This window comes from Sphaerisporangium aureirubrum (assembly GCF_042658925.1).
GTDB lineage: Bacteria > Actinomycetota > Actinomycetes > Streptosporangiales > Streptosporangiaceae > Sphaerisporangium > Sphaerisporangium aureirubrum.
The window spans coordinates 32,450-50,341 of the sequence record NZ_JBHSRF010000004.1 but is presented as its reverse complement, the minus strand read 5'-3'; the positions used below and the strand labels follow the sequence as shown (position 1 = coordinate 50,341).

Sequence of the window (17,892 nt, the reverse complement as noted above, 5' to 3'; positions counted from 1 at the left end):
ACCCCGCTTTCAGAGCCGCTCGACGCGTTCGCCCTCGGAGAGGACGCCACGGGTGTCGAGCAGGAGTACCGCGTGCTTCTCCACCATCTCCAGGTCGAACACCGAGTGCTGCTGGAGGAGCACGGTCACGTCCGCCCGCTCCACCGCCTCCCGCAGGTCGTCCTCCCGGGGGACCTTCACCCCGTCGACGGTCCAGTGCTTCACGTACGGGTCGGCGAAGGCGAGCTCGGCGCCGAGGTCGCGGAAGGCCCGTGCGATGGGCACGGCCGGTGTCTCGCGCTCGTCGGCGATGTCGGGTTTGTAGGTCACGCCCATCAGCAGCACCCGGGAGCCGTTGACCGGCTTGCGCGCCCGGTTGAGCAGGCGCTGCACGCGGGCCACGACGTACGCGGGCATCCGCTCGTTGATCTCCTGGGCCAGCTCGACGAACCGGAAGGGGTAGCCGAGCTTGCGGACCGCGTGGGAGAGGTAGGAGGGGTCGACCGGGATGCAGTGGCCGCCGACGCCCGGGCCGGGCAGGAACTTCTGGAACCCGAAGGGCTTGGTGGAGGCCGCCTCGATGGCCTCCCAGAGGTTCACCCCGAGCTCGTCGCAGAAGATCGCCATCTCGTTGACGAGCGCGATGTTGACGTGCCGGTAGGTGTTCTCCAGGAGCTTGGCCATCTCGGCCTCGCGGGTGCCGCTGACCGTGACGACCTGCTCGATGAAGCGGGCGTAGAACGCGGCCGCGCGGTCGCGGCAGGCCTCGGTGTAGCCGCCGACGACCTTCGGGGTGTTGCGCAGGCCGTACTTGGCGTTGCCCGGGTCGATGCGCTCGGGGGAGAACGCGAGGTGGAAGTCCACCCCGGCGGTCAGCCCGGAGGCCTCCTCCAGGATCGGCCGGACGACCTCGTCGGTGGTGCCGGGGTAGGTCGTCGACTCCAGCACCACCAGGGTGCCGCGCTGGAGGTAACGGCCCACCGACTCGACGGCGCCGCGCACCGCGGAGAGGTCCGGGCGGTGGTCCTCATCGAGGGGCGTCGGGACGCAGATCACGATGGCGGAGCTGGCGGCGAGGATGGCCTGGTCGAGGGTGGCCGTGAACTGGTTGCCCAGCATGGAGTCCAGATCGGCGTCGCTCAGGTCGTCGATATAGGAGTGGCCGGAGTTCAGGGCGTCGACCTTGCGCTGGTCGACGTCGAGGCCGACGACACGCAGGCCCGCTCCCGTGGCTTCCTTCGCCAGGGGCATGCCCACGTATCCGAGGCCGATGACCGCGAGATCGTATCCGCTCACGCCGCGACCTGAGGAAGTCCGAAAGAACACTGCATGGTGGCAAAGGCTATCTCAAGTCCGCACAGCTCATGTCTAATGCGATTGAACCGGTTGCGTGGTGACACTTTCCCAGCGGTCATGGTACGTCAATCACCGGGACAGAGACTGGTAGATCGCCCGATATCCCTCGGCGACACGGCTCCAGGTGCGCTTGGCGGCCACCTCGGCCCGCCCGGCCTCGCCCATCTCGGCGCGCCGCGCGGGATCCTCGCTCAGCCCGGCGAGGGCCTTGGCCAGCGCCGCGGGGTCCCCCGGCGGCACCAGCAGGCCCGCGCCGTCCGATCCCACCAGCTCCGAGAGCGCCGGCAGGTCGCTGAGCACGACCGGCTTGCCGAGCGCCATCGCCTCCACCGGCTTGAGCGGCGTCACCAGCCGGCAGACCCGTAGATCGTCACGGGGGCAGGCGAAGATGTCCAGCGCCGCCTGGGCCTGGAGCGCCTCCTCGGGGCCCACCCGGCCGGGCAGCAGCGCGAGGTCGCCGAGGCCGAGCTGCTCGGCCTGGGCCAGCAGGGCGGGCCGTTCGGCGCCGTCGCCGACGATCAGCACCCGCACGGGCGTGCCGGAGTCGCGCAGCAGGGCGGCGGCGGACAGCAGCGTGGCGAAGCCCTCGTACCCGACGATGCTCGACACCGAGCCGACCACGATCTCGTGCGGCGCGATGCCGTACGCGGCCCGCAGCGCGGCGCCGTCGTACTCGGCGGTGAGCAGCGAGTCGTCCACGGCGTTCGGCGCGAGGAAGATCTTTTCCCGGGGGACGCCCCGCTCGACGATCTCGGTGGCCATCGTCTCGGCCAGCGTCACCACGGCGTCCGCGGCGCGCATGATGTGCGCCTCCCGCTCGCGCTGGAGCAGGTGGCGCTCGCTGCCGACCCGCGCGGGGTCGCGGGATGCCCAGGTCTCCTCAAGGAAGCCCCGGACCTCGTACACCACCGGCGTGCCGGTCCGCTCGCGCACGGCGAGCGCCACCGAGCCGTTGCGGTGGTCGGTGGCGGCGTGCAGCACCTGCGGGCGCAGCGTGCGGACCAGCTCGGCCACCTCGCCGGCCCCGCGCACCATCCGGCCGCGGCTCTCGAACGGAACGTCACCGCTCGGCAGCAGCCGGTGGTACGGCACGCCGTCGAGCTCGTCGTACGGCTCGGCGTCGGCGTGGCCCTGCAACATCGGCCAGCCCCAGCTGGTCACCACGTGCGGGTCGAGCCCGGCGGCGAGCTGCGCGGTGACGATGCGGTGGGTGCGCACGGTGTACCCGGCCTGGGTGTACGGCAGCGCGTTGGTCACGCAGTGCAGCACCCGCCCCTCGATCCGCTCGCCCACGATCACCTTGGACTTCGGCGGGATCGGGCCCGGGCTCACCGCGGCCTTCTCGCCCTCGTAGTAGGCGATCCTGCGGCGGATGAACGGCCACCGGGAGTGCGGCCGGAGGATCTCGATGGCCTGGGTCATGCGCCCGCGCTCGAACTCGTTCTTGGCGGAGTCGAGCGGACCGTTCGCCATGCGGCGCGCGATCTTGCGGGCGGTCACCCGCGCGACGCGGGCCACGGGCCAGGCCACCTTGCCGACGGCGGGACGCAGCCGGGCCGGCATGGCCTCGGCGGCGGCCTGCGCCACCCGCATCGGATCGGACTTGACCTTGGTGACGAAGACCCTGGAGACAATGACCGGATGCTGGATGAAGCCCTTCAGGAAACCTCCGACGCCGGCCCGCGCCGCCTTCGGAGTGACCTGATCGGGCTGCCTGGCCTCGGAAACCACGCGGTGACCGTACCATAGGCACCGCTTGAGCTAAGTTACCCATCCGTTGTCGGTTCCAGGGGGAAAGGCGAGGTCAATGAGGGAAAACCCCCTCGTCCTGCACGTGCTCGGCGCCCGGCCGAACTTCGTCAAGGCGGCACCGGTCGTGCGCGGGCTCGGCGAGCTCGGGATCCGTCAGGGCATCGTCCACACCGGGCAGCACTACGACGCCCTGATGTCGGACGTGTTCTTCGCCGACCTCGGCCTGCCCGACCCGGTCGCCAACCTCGGCGTCGGCTCCGGCACGCACGCCCGGCAGACGGCCGCGCTGCTCACCGGTCTGGAGGACGTGGTCTCCGAGCACCGGCCGGACCTCGTCGTGGTGTACGGCGACGTCAACTCCACGCTCGCGGCGATCCTGGTCTGCGCCAAGCTGCACGTGCCGACCGCGCACGTCGAGGCGGGCCTGCGGTCCTTCGACCGCGAGATGCCCGAAGAGGTCAACCGTGTCGTCACCGACGCGCTGGCCGACATCCTGCTGGTGACCAGCCCGGACGGCCTGTCCCACCTCGCCGCCGAGGGCGTCGCGCCCGGCAAGGTCCACCTCGTGGGCAACCCGATGATCGACAGCCTGTTCTCGGCGCTGCCCAAGCTCGACCCCGCCCCGGTGCGCGCCCGCCTCGGCCTGCCCGAGCGGTACGCCGTCGCCACCCTGCACCGCCCGGCCAACGTCGACGACCCCGCGTCGGCCCGCGAGCTGGTGGACGGCGTGCTGGCGGTGGCCGAGCAGGTGCCGATCGTGGTGCCGCTGCACCCGCGCGGGCGCACCCGCCTGGCCGAGGCCGGCCTGGTGACCGGCGGCAACCTCAGCATCGTCGACCCCCTCGGGTACGTCGAGTTCCTGTCGCTGGTGCGCGGCGCGGCGCTGGTCGTCACCGACTCCGGCGGCGTGCAGGAAGAGACCACGATGCTCGGCGTGCCGTGCCTGACCGTGCGGCCCAACACCGAGCGGCCGATCACGATCACGCACGGCTCCAACCGGCTGGTCACCCCGGCCACGCTGTCCGCCGCGGCGTCCAAGGCGCTGGCCGACGGCGCGGTCACCCCGACCGGCGAGCTGCCGCCGCTGTGGGACGGCAAGGCCGGGCCGCGGATCGCACGGGTCATCGAGGCGTGGCTGCGCGGGGACAACCTCTCGCCCGCCTCGCAGGGCGTGCCGCCGAGCGGCTCCTGAGACCCTCTGCCCGGGGCTGCGATCTGGGCATTTAGCCGGAAACCACCACTTTCAGCCGGTAAAAGCCGTACGATCGGACGTCCCGCGGCAGTGAGTCGGACGTGAGGGAGCAAGGCGCACCATGAGTGACCAGAACGATCCGGAAGAGCCGCGCTTCCAGCGGCTCGGCGCGGTGAACTGGCTCCCCGAGGAGCGCAAGGCCGTCGAGCGCTACGAGGACCGCATCCGCGAGCTGGAGCGGCGCCTCGCCACCGCCGAGGCGCGCGCCGACTACGCCCAGTGGCAGCTCGCCGCCACCAAGGCGCAGCGTCCCTACCGGGTCAGCACCGCGCTCGCCGGGGTCAAGCGCCCCGCCAGGCTGGTGCGCCTCCCCCGCGACCTGTCCCGGGCGATCAAGCCGGGCAAGGCCCCGAAGGCCCCGCCGACCGTCGCCGCCAGCAGCGTCACCATCGACGCCGCCCTGGCGCACGCCCCCGCCGTCAAGATCCCGAACCTCGAATGGCCGTCCGGCCCGGTGAACCGCCCCGACCTCAAGGTCGCGGTCATCCTGGATGACTTCTCCCGGCTGGCCTTCCGCTACGAGTGGGACCAGATCGAGTTCGGGCTCGCGGACTGGCGGCAGATCTTCGCGGATAAGCGGCCGGACGTCCTGTTCTGCGAGTCCGCCTGGCACGGCAACCAGGGCCGCTGGCGCTACCAGATGACCGGCACCAACGCCCCCAAGCAGGAGCTGCGCGACCTCGTGGCCTGGTGCCGCGAGCAGGGCATCCCCACGGTCTTCTGGAACAAGGAGGACCCGCCCAACTTCGACTTCTTCATCGACACCGCCAAGCTGTTCGACCACGTGTACACGTGCGACGGCGACATGGTGCCGAAGTACCGCGAGATCCTCGGGCACGACCGGGTCGGCGTGCTGCAGTTCGCCGCGCAGCCCCGGGTGCACAACCCGATCCAGACCAAGCAGGGCCGCCTGCACGACGTGGTCTTCGCCGGCATGTACTTCCGCGACAAGCACCCCGAGCGGCGCGAGCAGATGGAGACGGTCATCGCGCCCACCCGGGAGCTCGGCCTGCACATCTTCGCCCGCAACGACAAGGCGGGCGACAAGTACGCCTGGCCCGCCGAGTATCGCCCGCACATCGTGGGCGAGCTGCCGTACGAGCAGATGCTGGCCGCGTACAAGATGTACAAGGTCTTCCTCAACGTGAACTCGGTGATCGACTCGCCCACCATGTGCGCCCGGCGGGTCTTCGAGCTGTCGGCCTGCTCGACCACCGTGCTGTCGGGCTGGTCGCGGGCCATCGAGGAGACCTTCGGGCCGCTGGTACCGGTCGCGCACACCCAGGAGGAGGCCTACAACCAGGCCCTCTACCTGATCAACAGCCCCGAGCTGCGCGCCAGGCAGGGCCACCTCGCGCATCGCGAGGTGTTCGACAAGCACCTGTTCTCGCACCGCGTCGACCAGATCCTCGGCGACCTCGGCCGGCCGGTCGCCACCCACTCCAAGAGCGTCTCGATCGTGCTGCCCACCAACCGGGCGGGCCAGCTGGAGCACGCCATCGCGCAGGTCGCCCGGCAGCGCCACCGCGACCTGGAGCTCATCCTGGTGCTGCACGGCCTGGACATCGACCCGGCCGTCGTGCGGGACAAGGCCCTGGCCGCCGGGATCCCCGCCGTCACGGTGCTGACCGCCGACCCGGCGCTGACCCTCGGCGAGGTGCTCAACCTCGGCATCGCCCGCGCCGAGGGCGAGTACATCGCCAAGATGGACGACGACAACCTCTACGGCGAGCACTACCTGTCGGACCTGCTGCGCGTCTTCGACTACTCCGACGCCGAGATGACCGGCAAGGGCGCCCACTACACCTATTTCCCCGCCACCGACTCCACGGTGATCCGCCTGCCCGGCCTGGAGCACCGCTACGCCCACCTGGTGCAGGGCGCCACGATCCTCGCCAAGGCGGGCCTGCTGCGCGCCTTCGCCTTCGAGCCGGTCAACGCGGGCGAGGACACCCGCCTGGTCCGCCGCTGCAAGGAGGAGGGCATCCGCATCTACTCGGCGGACCGCTTCAACTTCGTCTACATGCGCGGCGCCGACGCCTCCGCCCACACCTGGAAGGCCCAGGACTACAAGCTCACCCGCAACGCCCAGTTCTGCTTCACCGGCCACCCCGAGCCGCACGTGATGATCTGACTCGCGCAGGTACGCAAGCTGAATCACGGGTGGCGTGTCATGCGGCAGCCTCTCGTGCGCTCGTCAGATCCAGCTCAGCGATGCACAACGGGTGGTCGGAGAACGTGGGCACCGTGGTAACCGTCACGAGCCGGGCGCCTCCAAAAAGGACATCGTCCACACGACCTCCCGGCAATGCCGACTGCAAAGGACCTTCCAGGCGTCTGAGAACGAGGTCGCGTTGCTCAGTGTTGAAGTCACCTGCGAATACGACGACTTCATCATCGTACTGCTCCACTTCCTTAGCCAAGTGATCCCATATGGCCGAAAACTCCGGTTCCTCAGCCCGCCGATGGAAACGATGAAAGGGAAACAAGTGCACCGAACCCAACGTAATCTTGCGGCCACCCAGAGAGATTCTGATCGTCACCGTACCCTTGTCGAAACTATAGATTCCCTCGGACACCAGCTGGGGATTGGGGAATACGGCTCGCGTTACCTCGTCGAAAGGGAACCGGCTAGCTATGGCCACCCCGGATCGACCGCCAGGGCGCACGTAGGACGGTGACAAGTTGTGCCCCGCCATGTATGAGAGCTGCGTCTCGCCTAGCAGACGTTGGAACAAAGGCGACACATCCGAGCAATCCGGGAACGGAACCTCCTGCATGGCGAGCAAGTCAAGCCTCTGTTCCCGCACTAGGTGAAGGATCTCCAGGAAAGGATCCACACCAGAGCGGACTGCTGTCGCTTCGTTGACGTTCCAGGTCCCAACCCGGACGTAAGCCGACAAAAAGGTGGAATCAGTCGCAGCGCGCTCCACAAGCTCCATGACGATGTCGGCCCTATTCCCCCGGGACCCCTCCTGGAGTCCCCCTCGCTATGACGGGCCCCCGCTACCCAGGGAGCGGAGCTTGATGCCTGGCGCCCCACTCGACATCGGGTCACGGCTTGCGTCCGTCGGGTACCGGAGTGGCATCGGGGCTGAGATGGCGACGCGCCAGGCAGTGTCACGTTGTGCAGGGCGCACACGATACCGGTAGGTACGTGATGTCCATTCATCCACTGTGAGGTGACATGCCCGCGATTCGCCCGGTCGATCCTCTGGACCCAACGGCCAGCCTGCGGAACGCAGAAAGATGGCTGCGCTCGGTCTACAAACGCACCTCAGATGGTGCGATGGGCTGGGGACATCATGAGAGTGAGGACCCGACGGAGTGGGGGGGAACCCTTGACGGCATCCGGGGGATGACCGCCATGGGGGAGCCAGCCAACTCATCTGACCTGGCCGATGCCGCGCAATGGCTAAAAAGCAGACAACGGCCGGACGGCGGCTTCCCTGCACGCGAACTCGAATACTCGGCCAGCGAAGCCACAGCATGGGTCGTCATCGCATTTCACGGAATGGGATGGAACGCGGGGAATGACACTTGCGTTAGGCGGGCGGTGGACTATCTGTACCGTTGCGTGGACAGCGAAGGCGCGGCGGCTACCACCCCGGCGGACGTGGGAAAACCCCGGACCTTCCCCACAGCTCTAGCGCTGTGGGCGTTCGCGCTCCAACCTGACACCGAGCGCATGTGCGCCAAGATGATCTCCCGCCTTCACAAGATGCAGGATCCAGAGACTCGCGGATGGGGAGTAAGCTTCGGTGCGACTCCTAACGCCGCCACAACAGCACAGGTCCTATACGCACTCTGCGTCGCCCAGGGACGATCCGACGCTGACTGGGTACGCGGGGGAGCAGCGTACCTTCTAGAACGCCAAAAGGCCGAAGGCGGCTGGGGGAACAGTCACGACGAATGGTTTCCCACAGAGCGCCCCCGTATCCCCTCACGGTGCATCCACTATGGCACGGCCTGGGCTCTTCTCGCGCTAACTCAGTTCCCCGATGACCGCGAGTGTCAACTGGCGGCCGAAAGCGCTGTGCGTTATCTTCTCGGCCGTCAACGGAAGTCTGGTGCGTGGTTATTCGAGGAATACGATCCAGTGGAGTTCGTCTGGTGCACGACGCAGGTCATGGTGGCCTTGGTTGAGTGGAACAAGGTGCGAAGGCCTAGCTCAGCCACCATGGAAGAAACAGGGGTACGCGGCGCCGCCAGACGGATCGCGCGGGATTTGACGTCCCGGGGCCGTGATTCCTTTCTGTATCTGGCCGTAGGCGCCCTGGCAGTCGCTCAGTTCTGGGGCTCCATCCAACCGCCCCTGTCGGAGTTGGCTCGGTTCCTCCGGCTAGATGGAGCCGGCATCTGGACCAATCTTGTGAGCACCGTGATTTGGTCCTGCCTGGCCCTGATCATCGGCTGGCTGGTGAAACGCATCTCTCGCTCAACTGGTGATTCGAAAGACAAAAAGGTATAAGCGTGACGAACCTCTTTGGTTTCGGAGTGCCCCTATCGCGCGCAAACTCCGACCCGAAACAAGATGTCTTGGTTAAATGGCGTGGATCTGCCAGAATCGATACAGCGACATCGTAAGGAGCTTCGACACGGCCTGATGCGTCGAGATGGCCACGGAGCCAGCGTAGGAGCTGGTGCGTTTGTAGTGCTACGCCGCCCGCATCCCGATGTGCTTTGTGGCCTGCCAAGAGCACATCATTGCGAAGAGTCGGAAAGGTGAGCCGTGAGCCACTACGTGTTCCCAGAGCCCAGCGACTGGAACTTTGACAAGCTTGGTCATCGCGGGAAGCTCTTTGATGCCAACGCCAGCGTGATGCGTAGCAGCTACCTCATCGTAGAGATAGATGGGCAACTCCCAAGTTGGCTGACACAGCACATGTGCGACTTCGTCTATTACGTCCTTGATGGGACGGGCACGTTCGTGGTCGAGGGACGTACGGAGCGATGCGTACAGGGTGATCTTGTCACGGTGCCAGCCGGGTCACGATTCACATACCAGGGCAATCTCCGTATGTTGCTAACGTCCACACCGCCATGGACGGCCGGCCAAGAAGAGCTGATCGACTTCTCGGGCAACTCTTTGTGGGATGAAACGACCAAGAGCGAGTCCGGCTCCTCGCAATCCCAACCACAGAACATCCGCTGAACTACCGGATGTACCGCACGAGCATCTGAAGCTTTTCAACGATCTCGGTTCCACCGAGGTGCCGCAGGGATCTATGGCTCGGCATCGCCGCCCCCTTCGGCACGAGCACGTTCGAGAACTTGCGCCGCACGAGCCCACGGACAACGATGGTCGCAACGAGTGGAGCACCTTCAGGCGAGGCCAGAACCCGGTGATAGGCCTCGTGGTTCAAACTGTAGGAGGAGCCGGCCGTCACCGTGCCGTCGAAGACCACATCGAGTCGGACGGCACCTGTGCGGGCGAACTGATAATCACCGAATCGCCCTCCAACAGGCATACTCGAACTGTAACGATCATATTCCCGACCGCAAGGCAGCGGGCTGAGCATCTGGAAGCGTAATGATCCCACGATCACCTGGGAACTGAAGTCCCATGCGTGATTATGGATGCTCTCGTCGGACGGCACTCCCGTCCACCAGAGATGAACGCGCACCTCAAGCCCTAGCGGATCGCGATAGAGCGATATTCGGTCGAACCCATTCGGGTGCGCATAGGAACGAGCGGCAACCGCCTCAACCAAGGATCTATCCCCGCTCAGCGAACTGACTATGTCGTCAAGTGATCGACGACTACCAAGCTCCGCCACCACTGCCGGATCAACCTGGTGATCCATGGGCTCCAGAACACTTCTGAGTCTATTGAACGCATCGCTACTCATCTGGCTCTCTTGACCTGAGGGATGCTTCCTTCGCCGTAAACATTACGGGCGCATCCACAGCACCTCAAGCCAGTCCAGGTTCTTTGGGTCCGTAAAGCAAAGAGACACGCGGGGAAGCATCTCTGATCGCAAATGGTCCCCCTCGATATACGGTCACCCACTCAGGCCGACGTGCTATGAAGCCGGTCATGCACAAACAGACGATACCGAGCAAACCTCGCAGCGCTTCCCGCACTCTCATAGGGGTACAAGGTAACTGCCTGATGCACATATACGTACAGACCGTATGGGCAAGGATGAAAGGGAATCTACGCCGACAGCTACTGGTTGCTCAGTTCGGGGCCCGCCCAACCGGGCTAGCACGACCGCACCGCTGATGTCGACGCCCAGGCGGGGGGATTGCCACGTGACGACGACAACGACATCGACGAGCGTCGGCCTGCGATCCGAACGGGGCCCGGTGCTCGCCGCCGTGATGCTCTGTACCGGGCTGGTGGCGCTGGACAGCACGGTGATCGCGACGGCGGTGCCGTCGGTGGTCACCGATCTCGGTGGGTTCGCGCAGTTCCCCTGGCTGTTCTCCATCTATCTGCTGACCCAGGCGGTCACCGTCCCGCTGTACGGCAAGCTGGCCGACCTGTTCGGGCGCAAGCCGGTGATGTTCTTCGGCATCGCGGTGTTCCTGCTCGGCTCGGTGTTGTGCGGGCTCGCCTGGAGCATGCCGGCGCTCATCGTGTTCCGCGCGTTGCAGGGAATCGGCGCGGGGGCCGTGCAGCCGATGAGCATCACCATCATCGGGGACATGTACTCCGTCGAGGAACGCGCCCGGGTGCAGGGGTACGTCGCCAGCGTGTGGGGCGTGTCGGCGGTGATCGGGCCGGCGATCGGGGGGCTGTTCGCCGACTACCTCACCTGGCGCTGGATCTTCTTCATCAACCTGCCGCTCGGCGCACTGGCCGCGTGGATGCTCCTGCGGCGGTTCAAGGAGCGGGTGAGCACCAGCTCACACAAGATCGACTACCTCGGCGCGGGGCTGCTCGTCAGCGGCTCCTCGCTGCTCATCCTCGGGCTGCTCGAAGGCGGCCTGGCCTGGGACTGGGTCTCGGCGCCGAGCCTGGTCATCTTCGCCGCCGGGCTGCTGCTGGTCGTGGCGTTCGTGCTGGTGGAACGCAGGGCCGTCGAGCCGATCCTGCCGCTGTGGGTGTTCCGCCGCCGCATGCTCGTCGGCGGCAACATAGTCGGGCTGGCCGTCGGCGCGCTGCTGATCGGCCTGACCTCGTACGTGCCGACCTACACCGAGGGAGTCCTCGGCACCGGGGCGCTGCTCGCGGGCTTCGCGCTGGCCGCGCTCACCGTCGGGTGGCCGCTCGCCGCCACGGTGTCCGGGCGGATCTACATGCGCATCGGGTTCCGCGACACCGCCCTCATCGGCTCCGGCGTGCTCGTGGCGGGCGCCGTGCTGTGCGTCCTGCTGACCTCGAAGGCCGCGGTGTGGCAGGTCGCGGCGGCGTGCTTCGTGGTCGGCGTGGGCCTCGGCCTGTCGTCCAGCCCCACCATCGTGGCCCTCCAGTCGAGCGTCGGCTGGGACCGGCGGGGGGTGGTGACCGCGACCCACATGTTCTGCCGCTCCCTCGGCAGCGCGGTGGGCGCCGCCGCCATGGGTGCCATCTCCAACGCCACCCTGTCCGACCGCTTCGCCCACCCGCCCGCCGCCCTCACCGGGAAACTCCCCACCACCCTGGACGCCACCAGCCTCGTCCTCGGCGCCCAGGGCCCCGCGGCCCACACCGCCACGGCCGCCTACATCCGCCGGGCCCTGTCCGACGCCACCCACCACGTCTTCCTGTCCCTGCTGGTGGTCGCGGCCCTCGCCGTCGTCGCCCTGCTGCTGATGCCCCGGCGCGCCCAGGAACTGACCTTCGACTGAGCACTCGGCCCCGTGGGCTGGTTCACTCCCCCATGCGGTCGATCAGGGCGCGCTGCGGGACCACGGTGTACTTCGGGTCGGCCGCGGAGGCGGTGCCCGCGGCGAAGACGCCGAAGCGGGTGCAGGCCGCGGCGGCCATCAGGGCGGCTCCGGACAGGACGGTGGCGCGGCGACTGCGGGTGGACAGGACGGCACCCACCGCGCCGGCGGCGGCCAGGACCTCGCCGGCCAGGGTCAGGGCGCCGGCGCGGCCCTGGTGGTACGGCTCGGCGATCATGCCCATGCGGTGGCGCATCAGGCGGCCGGCGGCCAGTTCCAGTGCGGTGCCGAAGAGCGCGGCCCGGCGGGCGGGGGCGCTCTCCGCCGCGGGTGCGGCGATCAGGGCGGCGCCCGCGGCCGTCGCGGTGGCCGAGCCCGCGAACAGGAACGGCATCTCGCGGTGACCCTCGTGCCAGGCGGGCACGGCGGTGTCGCTGATCAGGACGGCGGTGTACGTGGTGACCGCCGGGCCGAGCACCGCCGAGCCGTAACAGGCGGCCTTGCCGAGCAGGGGGAGGCGGCCGGTGAGGTCGGCGAACGCGCTCAGGCCGACCAGCGGGCCGTACCCGGCGAGCAGCCACGAGCCGACGCTCATCGGGGAGGTCAGCTTGAACACCCGCAGCATGTTGAGGAAGCGGCCCGGCCGGCCGAGATCCTCCACCAGCGCGACCATCGACAGGGTGATCCCGGCCAGCGCCGCGACCTTCCCGGCGCGGGCCAGCCCCGGCCTGCTGGTGACCTGCCCGCCGGCCGCGAACACCGACGACGCGCCGGCCAGCCCGCCGAGGTACAGATAGCCGCCGATGTGCAGCGGCTTCCACGCCGGCGGCTTCAGCACCGGCCGCCCGTAGTAGGAGGCGAACCCCCTCGGCGTCGTGGCCCGTCCCGCGTCCGGGACCGTGCCGGTCGTGTTCATCGTGCTCATCGGCGTCTCCCCCACACGGGTGCCCGGTGGTCGGTGGGTGCGGTGCGGCCCGTCAGGGCGAAGGACGCGACGACGCCGGCGGCCAGGACGAGCGCGGCGACGGCCGCGTGGCGCCACATGCCCGGCAGGTCGCGGGTGGTGTCCATGGGGGCGGGCGGCAGGCCGTACACCTCGGGGTCGTCCAGGAGCAGGAAGAAGGCGCCGTTGCCCCGGACGCCGTCGTCCGGGTCGTCGCCGTACAGCCGGGCCTTCGCGACGCCGTCCTCGTGCAGGCGCCGCACCCGGGCCTCGGCCCGCTCCAGCAGCTCGTCCAGCGGGCCGAACTGGATGGACTCGGTCGGGCACGCCTTGGCGCACGCGGGGGTGCCGCCGTCCACCAGGCGGTCGTAGCACAGGGTGCACTTCCAGGCGAGGCCGTCGTCCTCCCGCTTTTCGATCACGCCGTACGGGCAGGCGGACACGCAGTAGCCGCAGCCGTTGCACACGTCGGGCTGCACGACCACGCTGCCGAACTCGGTGCGCAGCAGCGAGCCGGTGGGGCAGACGTTCAGGCAGGCGGCGTCGGTGCAGTGCTTGCACACGTCGGACGCCATCAGCCAGCGCAGGTCGCCCGCGCCGTCCTTCTGCACGCGCTGCTCGACGAACGCCACGTGCCGCCAGGTGGACGCCGACAGCTCCACGGTGTTGTCGAACGACATGCCGGTGAGCAGGTTCGGCGCGTCCGCCGGAAGCTGGTTCCATTCCTTACAGGCGACCTCGCACGCCTTGCAGCCGATGCAGACCGAGGTGTCGGTGAAGAAGCCCATCCGGGGCTGGTCCCCCGAATAGCCGGTTTCCCGCTGCACCTGCGGCAGGCGGGCCACGCCCACGGTCCCCGCGCTCATCGCCCCGCCTCCGATCCGCCGCGCCCGACGGCGCCTCCGGACGCCTGCCAGGCCGTGTCGCCCTGCCCGGCCGCGGACGCGTGCTCCCGCGCGGCCCGCTCGAAGGCGAGCTCGACCGGATCCTCGGGCAGGCCCGCCCTGCGGCGGAACGTCTCCATCAGGCGCAGCCGTCCGGCGCCGCGCGGGCGACGTCCGGGCTGGATGTCCGCGGTGTACGCCTTGTCCTCCTGGATGTCGGCGTTGGGGTCCAGCGCGATGGAGTTCAGCTCGTTGGCCGAGTCGCCGACGGCGAGGCCGTTGCGGCCGAAGTGGAAAGGCAGCCCGATCTGGTGCACCACCCTGCCGTCCAGCCGCAGCGACGGCATCCGGTCGGTGACCAGCACCCGGGCCTCGATCGCGCCCCGCGCGGTGATGATCGTCGCCCAGCCGCCGTGCTCCAGCAGCCGCTCCTCGGCCAGCTCCGGCGAGACCTCGCAGAACATCTCGGGCTGCAGCTCCGCCAGGTAGGGAAGCCAGCGGCTCATCCCGCCCGAGGTGAAGTGCTCGGTTAGGCGGTAGGTGGTGACGACGTACGGATAGACGTGGCCGCCCGGCGGGTGGTACCGGTTGCCCGGCCGGTCGTACAGCAGCCGCACCGGGTTGGCCGGCTGGGTCTCGTAGAGCGGGTTGCCCATCGGCGAGTCCTGCGGCTCGTAGTGCGTGGGCAGCGGCCCGTCCTCCAGCCCCGCGGGCGCGAACAGCCACCCCTTGCCGTCGCCCTGCATGATGAACGCGTCGATGCCGGTCAGCGCGGCCACGCCCACCGCGTCCTTCCCCGGACGGTGGTCGGGCGGCAGGTCCTCGACGAAGTCCGGGACGTCGTGGCCGGTCCACCGGCCGCGTGCCTCGTCCCACCAGACGTACGCCTTGCGCTCGCTCCACGGGAGACCCTTCGGGTCCGCCGAGGCGCGGTTGTACAGCGTGCGGCGGTTCAGCGGCCACGCCCAGCCCCAGTCGGCCGACACCCAGCTCTGCTCGGTGTGCGGCGTGCGGCGGGCCGCCTGGTTCACGCCGCCGGCGTACACCCCGCAGTAGATCCAGCAGCCGCACGACGTGGAGCCGTCCCCGCGCAGCTCGGTGTACCCCGACAGCGGGTGGCCGTCCGGGCCGGATCCGTTGATCTCCCGGAGCACCGCGGCGGCGCTCGGCTCCCGCAGCTCGCCCTCCTCGGGGTAGTCCCACGCGAGATCGAGGAACGCCCGGTCCCGCGGCTCGGCCGACCCCGCCAGGCGCTGCCTGACCAGCTTGTGCAGGTGGTGGACGAACCACAGGTCGCTGCGCCGGTCGCCGGCGGGCTCGATGGCCGCGTCGTGCCACTGGAGCACCCGGTTGGTGTTGGTGAACGTGCCGCTCTTCTCGGTGTGCGCGGCGGCGGGGAAGAAGAACACCTCGGTGGGGATGTCCCGGGTGCGCAGCTCCCCGCTCTCGATCTCCGGGCCGTCCTGCCACCACGTGGCGGACTCGATGAGCGAGAAGTCCCGCACCACCATCCAGTCCAGCTTCGCCATCCCGAGGCGCTGCAAACGGGTGTTGGCCGAGCCGACCGCCGGGTTCTCGCCGAACAGGAAGTACCCCTCGCAGACCCCGTCCAGCTGGGCCATCACCGTGTCGTAGGTGTTGTGCGTGCCGGTCAGCCGGGGCAGGTGGCCGAAGCAGAAGTCGTTGTCCGGGGTCGCGGCGTCGCCGTAGTACGCCTTGAGCAGGCTCACCACATAGGAGCGGGCCTCCGCCCAGAAGCCCTTCTGGGTGCTGACGACCTCCAGGAAGGTGTCCAGGTCCTCGTCGGTGTGGGCGTGCGGCATCGGGATGTAGCCCGGCAGCAGGTTGTACAGGGTGGGGATGTCGCTGGAGCCCTGGATGCTGGCGTGGCCGCGCAGCGCCATGATGCCGCCGCCGGGCCTGCCGATGTTGCCGAGCAGGAGCTGCAGGATGCTCGCGGCGCGGATGTACTGGGTGCCCACGGTGTGCTGGGTCCAGCCGACCGCGTACGCGAACGCGGTGGTGCGCTCGCGGCCGGAGTTGGCGGTCAGGGCGTCGCAGACCTTCCCGAAGAGCTCCGGCGGGATGCCGCAGATCCGTTCGACCATCTCGGGGGTGTAGCGGGCGTAGTGCCGCTTGAGGATCTGGTAGACGCAGCGCGGGTCGGTGAGCGTCTCGTCGCACCTGGCGTCCGGCATCACCGGCGCCCCGCCCGAGCCCTGCGCCTCGGGCCTGCCGGGCGTGTGGTACTCGGCGAGCCGCACCCGGCGGCCGGACACCGCCTGCACCGCCGGGCCCCGGTAGTGCCAGGTGCTCGTGTCGTAGCGGCGGTGCGTCTCGTCGAAGCCGGAGAACAGGCCGTCGAGGTCCTCGGTGTCCTGGAAGTCGTCGCGGATGATGGACGAGGCGTTGGTGTATGCCAGCACGTACTCGCGGAAGTCCTTGCCCTCCGACAGCACGTGGTTGATGATCCCGCCGAGGAACGCGATGTCGCTGCCCGCGCGGATCGGGACGTACAGGTCGGCCATGGCGCTGGTACGGCTGTACCGGGGGTCCACGTGGATCACCGTCGCGCCGCGCAGCTTGGCCTCCATCACCCACTGGAAGCCGACCGGGTGGGCCTCGGCGAAGTTGGAGCCCTCGATGATGATGCAGTCGGAGTTGCGCAGATCCTGCATGAAGGTGGTCGAGCCGCCCCGGCCGAAGGTGGTGCCGAGGCCGGTCACCGTCGAGCTGTGGCAGACCCGCGCCTGGTTCTCCACCTGCACGACGCCGAGCCCCGTCATCAGCTTCTTGATGAGGTAGTTCTCCTCGTTGTCCAGCGTCGCGCCGCCGAGGGAGGCGATGCCCAGCGTGCGGGCCACCCGCTTGCCCTCGGACTCCTCCTGCCACGTCCGGGCCCGGGTGCGCACCACGCGCTCGGCGACCATCGCCATCGCGATGTCCAGATCCAGCGGCTGCCACCGGGTCCCGTACGGCGCGCGGTACAGCACCGACGTCTCCCGCGCCGGCCCCGTGGTCAGCTGTAGCGTCGCCGACCCCTTGGGGCAGAGCCTCCCCCTGCTGATCGGCGAGTCCGGGTCCCCCTCGATCTGCACGACCGCGTCCCCCGACACGAACACGTTCTGCGCGCACCCCACCGCGCAGTAAGGACAGATCGACTTCACCACCCGATCCGCCGTGGCCACCCTCCCCCGCACCGAATCGGCCCACGTGGACCGCACCGCCGCCCCGAGCCCCCGCCGGTCCGCCCCCAGAACCTGCCGCACCACCGGCCACCCGCGAAGCCCACCCATCGCCGCCTCCCGTCCGCAACCGGCCACCAACGCACCGTGACATCAAGGGGGCAAGCCACTACCTCCCCACCCCCACCCACCCCCAACCGTCCGTCCACCTCACCACCCCTTGAGCCCTCACCCCACCGCACGGCCCCGCTTTCTCGCCGCGGATCGCGTGTACCGGCGCGCCGATACGACCCCGGTTCTCGCCACCCTTCACAGGTTGTAGGTTCGGCGCCGGGTCGGCGGGACGTTGTACGGCGAAGTCGGCGCCGCTGTACGGCGGGAAACCCGTGGTGTGTGCGGTGCCGGTGAAATGGTCCTCGCGGAGGCCGCGCTTCGCGCGAGAAGGCGCGAGGGCTGTTCTCGGCGGGGGACACCCCCGCACTCCCGGGACCTGCCGGGCTCACCATGATCCACCGCGATGGGTTCCGGTGGATCGGTGTCCCGCCGTACGGCGGCGCCGTATTCGCCGTACAACGTCCCGCCGACCCGGCGCCAGTGAGGCAAACCTGACGACGCGGCGGGGCGGGGCGGGCGAGGCGGGGCGAAGCAGGGCAAGGCGGGGCGGGGCGCCACGGCGGGCAACGCCGAGTGTGTGCGGGGACGGTGGGCCGGGTGGCAGTGCAG

12 protein-coding genes are annotated in these 17,892 nt (G+C 69.0%); 5 read left to right on the top strand and 7 right to left on the bottom strand.

The window, feature by feature from the left end; translation table 11 throughout:
* Window positions 1–9: 9 nt before the first annotated feature.
* Both ACFP1K_RS04195 and ACFP1K_RS04190 read right to left on the bottom strand, forming a co-directional pair.
* A complete protein-coding gene (locus ACFP1K_RS04195; protein WP_380747123.1) occupies window positions 10–1,275 on the bottom strand; it encodes a nucleotide sugar dehydrogenase in 1,266 nt (421 codons plus the stop codon).
* Between the two features lie 129 nt (window positions 1,276–1,404).
* The gene (locus ACFP1K_RS04190; protein WP_380747122.1) at window positions 1,405–3,066 is read right to left on the bottom strand and encodes a glycosyltransferase; all 1,662 of its coding nucleotides are present in this window, start codon (window positions 3,064–3,066) and stop codon (window positions 1,405–1,407) included.
* 76 nt (window positions 3,067–3,142) lie between these two features.
* On the opposite strand from ACFP1K_RS04190, the gene wecB reads away from it, so the two are divergent.
* Window positions 3,143–4,279, top strand: a complete 1,137-nt coding sequence (gene wecB / locus ACFP1K_RS04185; RefSeq protein ID WP_380747121.1) for a non-hydrolyzing UDP-N-acetylglucosamine 2-epimerase — start codon at window positions 3,143–3,145, stop codon at window positions 4,277–4,279.
* Between the two features lie 121 nt (window positions 4,280–4,400).
* Window positions 4,401–6,473, top strand: a complete 2,073-nt coding sequence (locus tag ACFP1K_RS04180) for a glycosyltransferase family protein (protein ID WP_380747120.1) — start codon at window positions 4,401–4,403, stop codon at window positions 6,471–6,473.
* A 37-nt stretch (window positions 6,474–6,510) separates the two neighbouring features.
* Here ACFP1K_RS04180 and ACFP1K_RS04175 read toward each other — a convergent pair whose 3' ends face one another.
* Window positions 6,511–7,281 (bottom strand): endonuclease/exonuclease/phosphatase family protein, encoded by a 771-nt coding sequence (locus ACFP1K_RS04175; protein ID WP_380747119.1) that lies wholly within the window; start codon window positions 7,279–7,281, stop codon window positions 6,511–6,513.
* Between the two features lie 245 nt (window positions 7,282–7,526).
* Between ACFP1K_RS04175 and ACFP1K_RS04170 the strand changes: the two genes are divergently transcribed.
* Together ACFP1K_RS04170 and ACFP1K_RS04165 are read left to right on the top strand one after the other, a co-directional pair.
* Window positions 7,527–8,810 (top strand): prenyltransferase/squalene oxidase repeat-containing protein, encoded by a 1,284-nt coding sequence (locus ACFP1K_RS04170; protein WP_380747118.1) that lies wholly within the window; start codon window positions 7,527–7,529, stop codon window positions 8,808–8,810.
* 261 nt (window positions 8,811–9,071) lie between these two features.
* Complete coding sequence (locus tag ACFP1K_RS04165; RefSeq protein ID WP_380747117.1) at window positions 9,072–9,494, top strand: hypothetical protein; 423 nt, start codon at window positions 9,072–9,074, stop codon at window positions 9,492–9,494.
* A 1-nt stretch (window position 9,495) separates the two neighbouring features.
* On the opposite strand, the gene ACFP1K_RS04160 is transcribed toward ACFP1K_RS04165, so the two are convergent.
* Window positions 9,496–10,146: a hypothetical protein gene (locus ACFP1K_RS04160; RefSeq protein ID WP_380747116.1), complete on the bottom strand. Its 651-nt coding sequence runs from the start codon at window positions 10,144–10,146 to the stop codon at window positions 9,496–9,498.
* A gap of 451 nt (window positions 10,147–10,597) precedes the next feature.
* On the opposite strand from ACFP1K_RS04160, the gene ACFP1K_RS04155 reads away from it, so the two are divergent.
* Complete coding sequence (locus tag ACFP1K_RS04155; RefSeq protein ID WP_380747115.1) at window positions 10,598–12,118, top strand: MDR family MFS transporter; 1,521 nt, start codon at window positions 10,598–10,600, stop codon at window positions 12,116–12,118.
* Between the two features lie 22 nt (window positions 12,119–12,140).
* On the opposite strand, the gene nrfD is transcribed toward ACFP1K_RS04155, so the two are convergent.
* The 3 genes from nrfD to fdh all read right to left on the bottom strand — a co-directional run bounded on the left by nrfD (window position 12,141) and on the right by fdh (window position 17,280).
* Window positions 12,141–13,082, bottom strand: coding sequence for an NrfD/PsrC family molybdoenzyme membrane anchor subunit (nrfD, locus tag ACFP1K_RS04150; protein ID WP_380747114.1), 942 nt, complete (start codon window positions 13,080–13,082; stop codon window positions 12,141–12,143).
* Entirely contained in the window at window positions 13,079–13,888 is an 810-nt protein-coding gene (locus ACFP1K_RS04145; protein ID WP_380747297.1) for a 4Fe-4S dicluster domain-containing protein, read from the bottom strand. Before ACFP1K_RS04145 ends, nrfD begins: the two co-directional genes overlap by 4 nt.
* Before the next feature lie 74 nt (window positions 13,889–13,962).
* Window positions 13,963–17,280 (bottom strand): formate dehydrogenase, encoded by a 3,318-nt coding sequence (gene fdh, locus ACFP1K_RS04140; RefSeq protein ID WP_380747113.1) that lies wholly within the window; start codon window positions 17,278–17,280, stop codon window positions 13,963–13,965.
* Window positions 17,281–17,892: the final 612 nt, after the last annotated feature.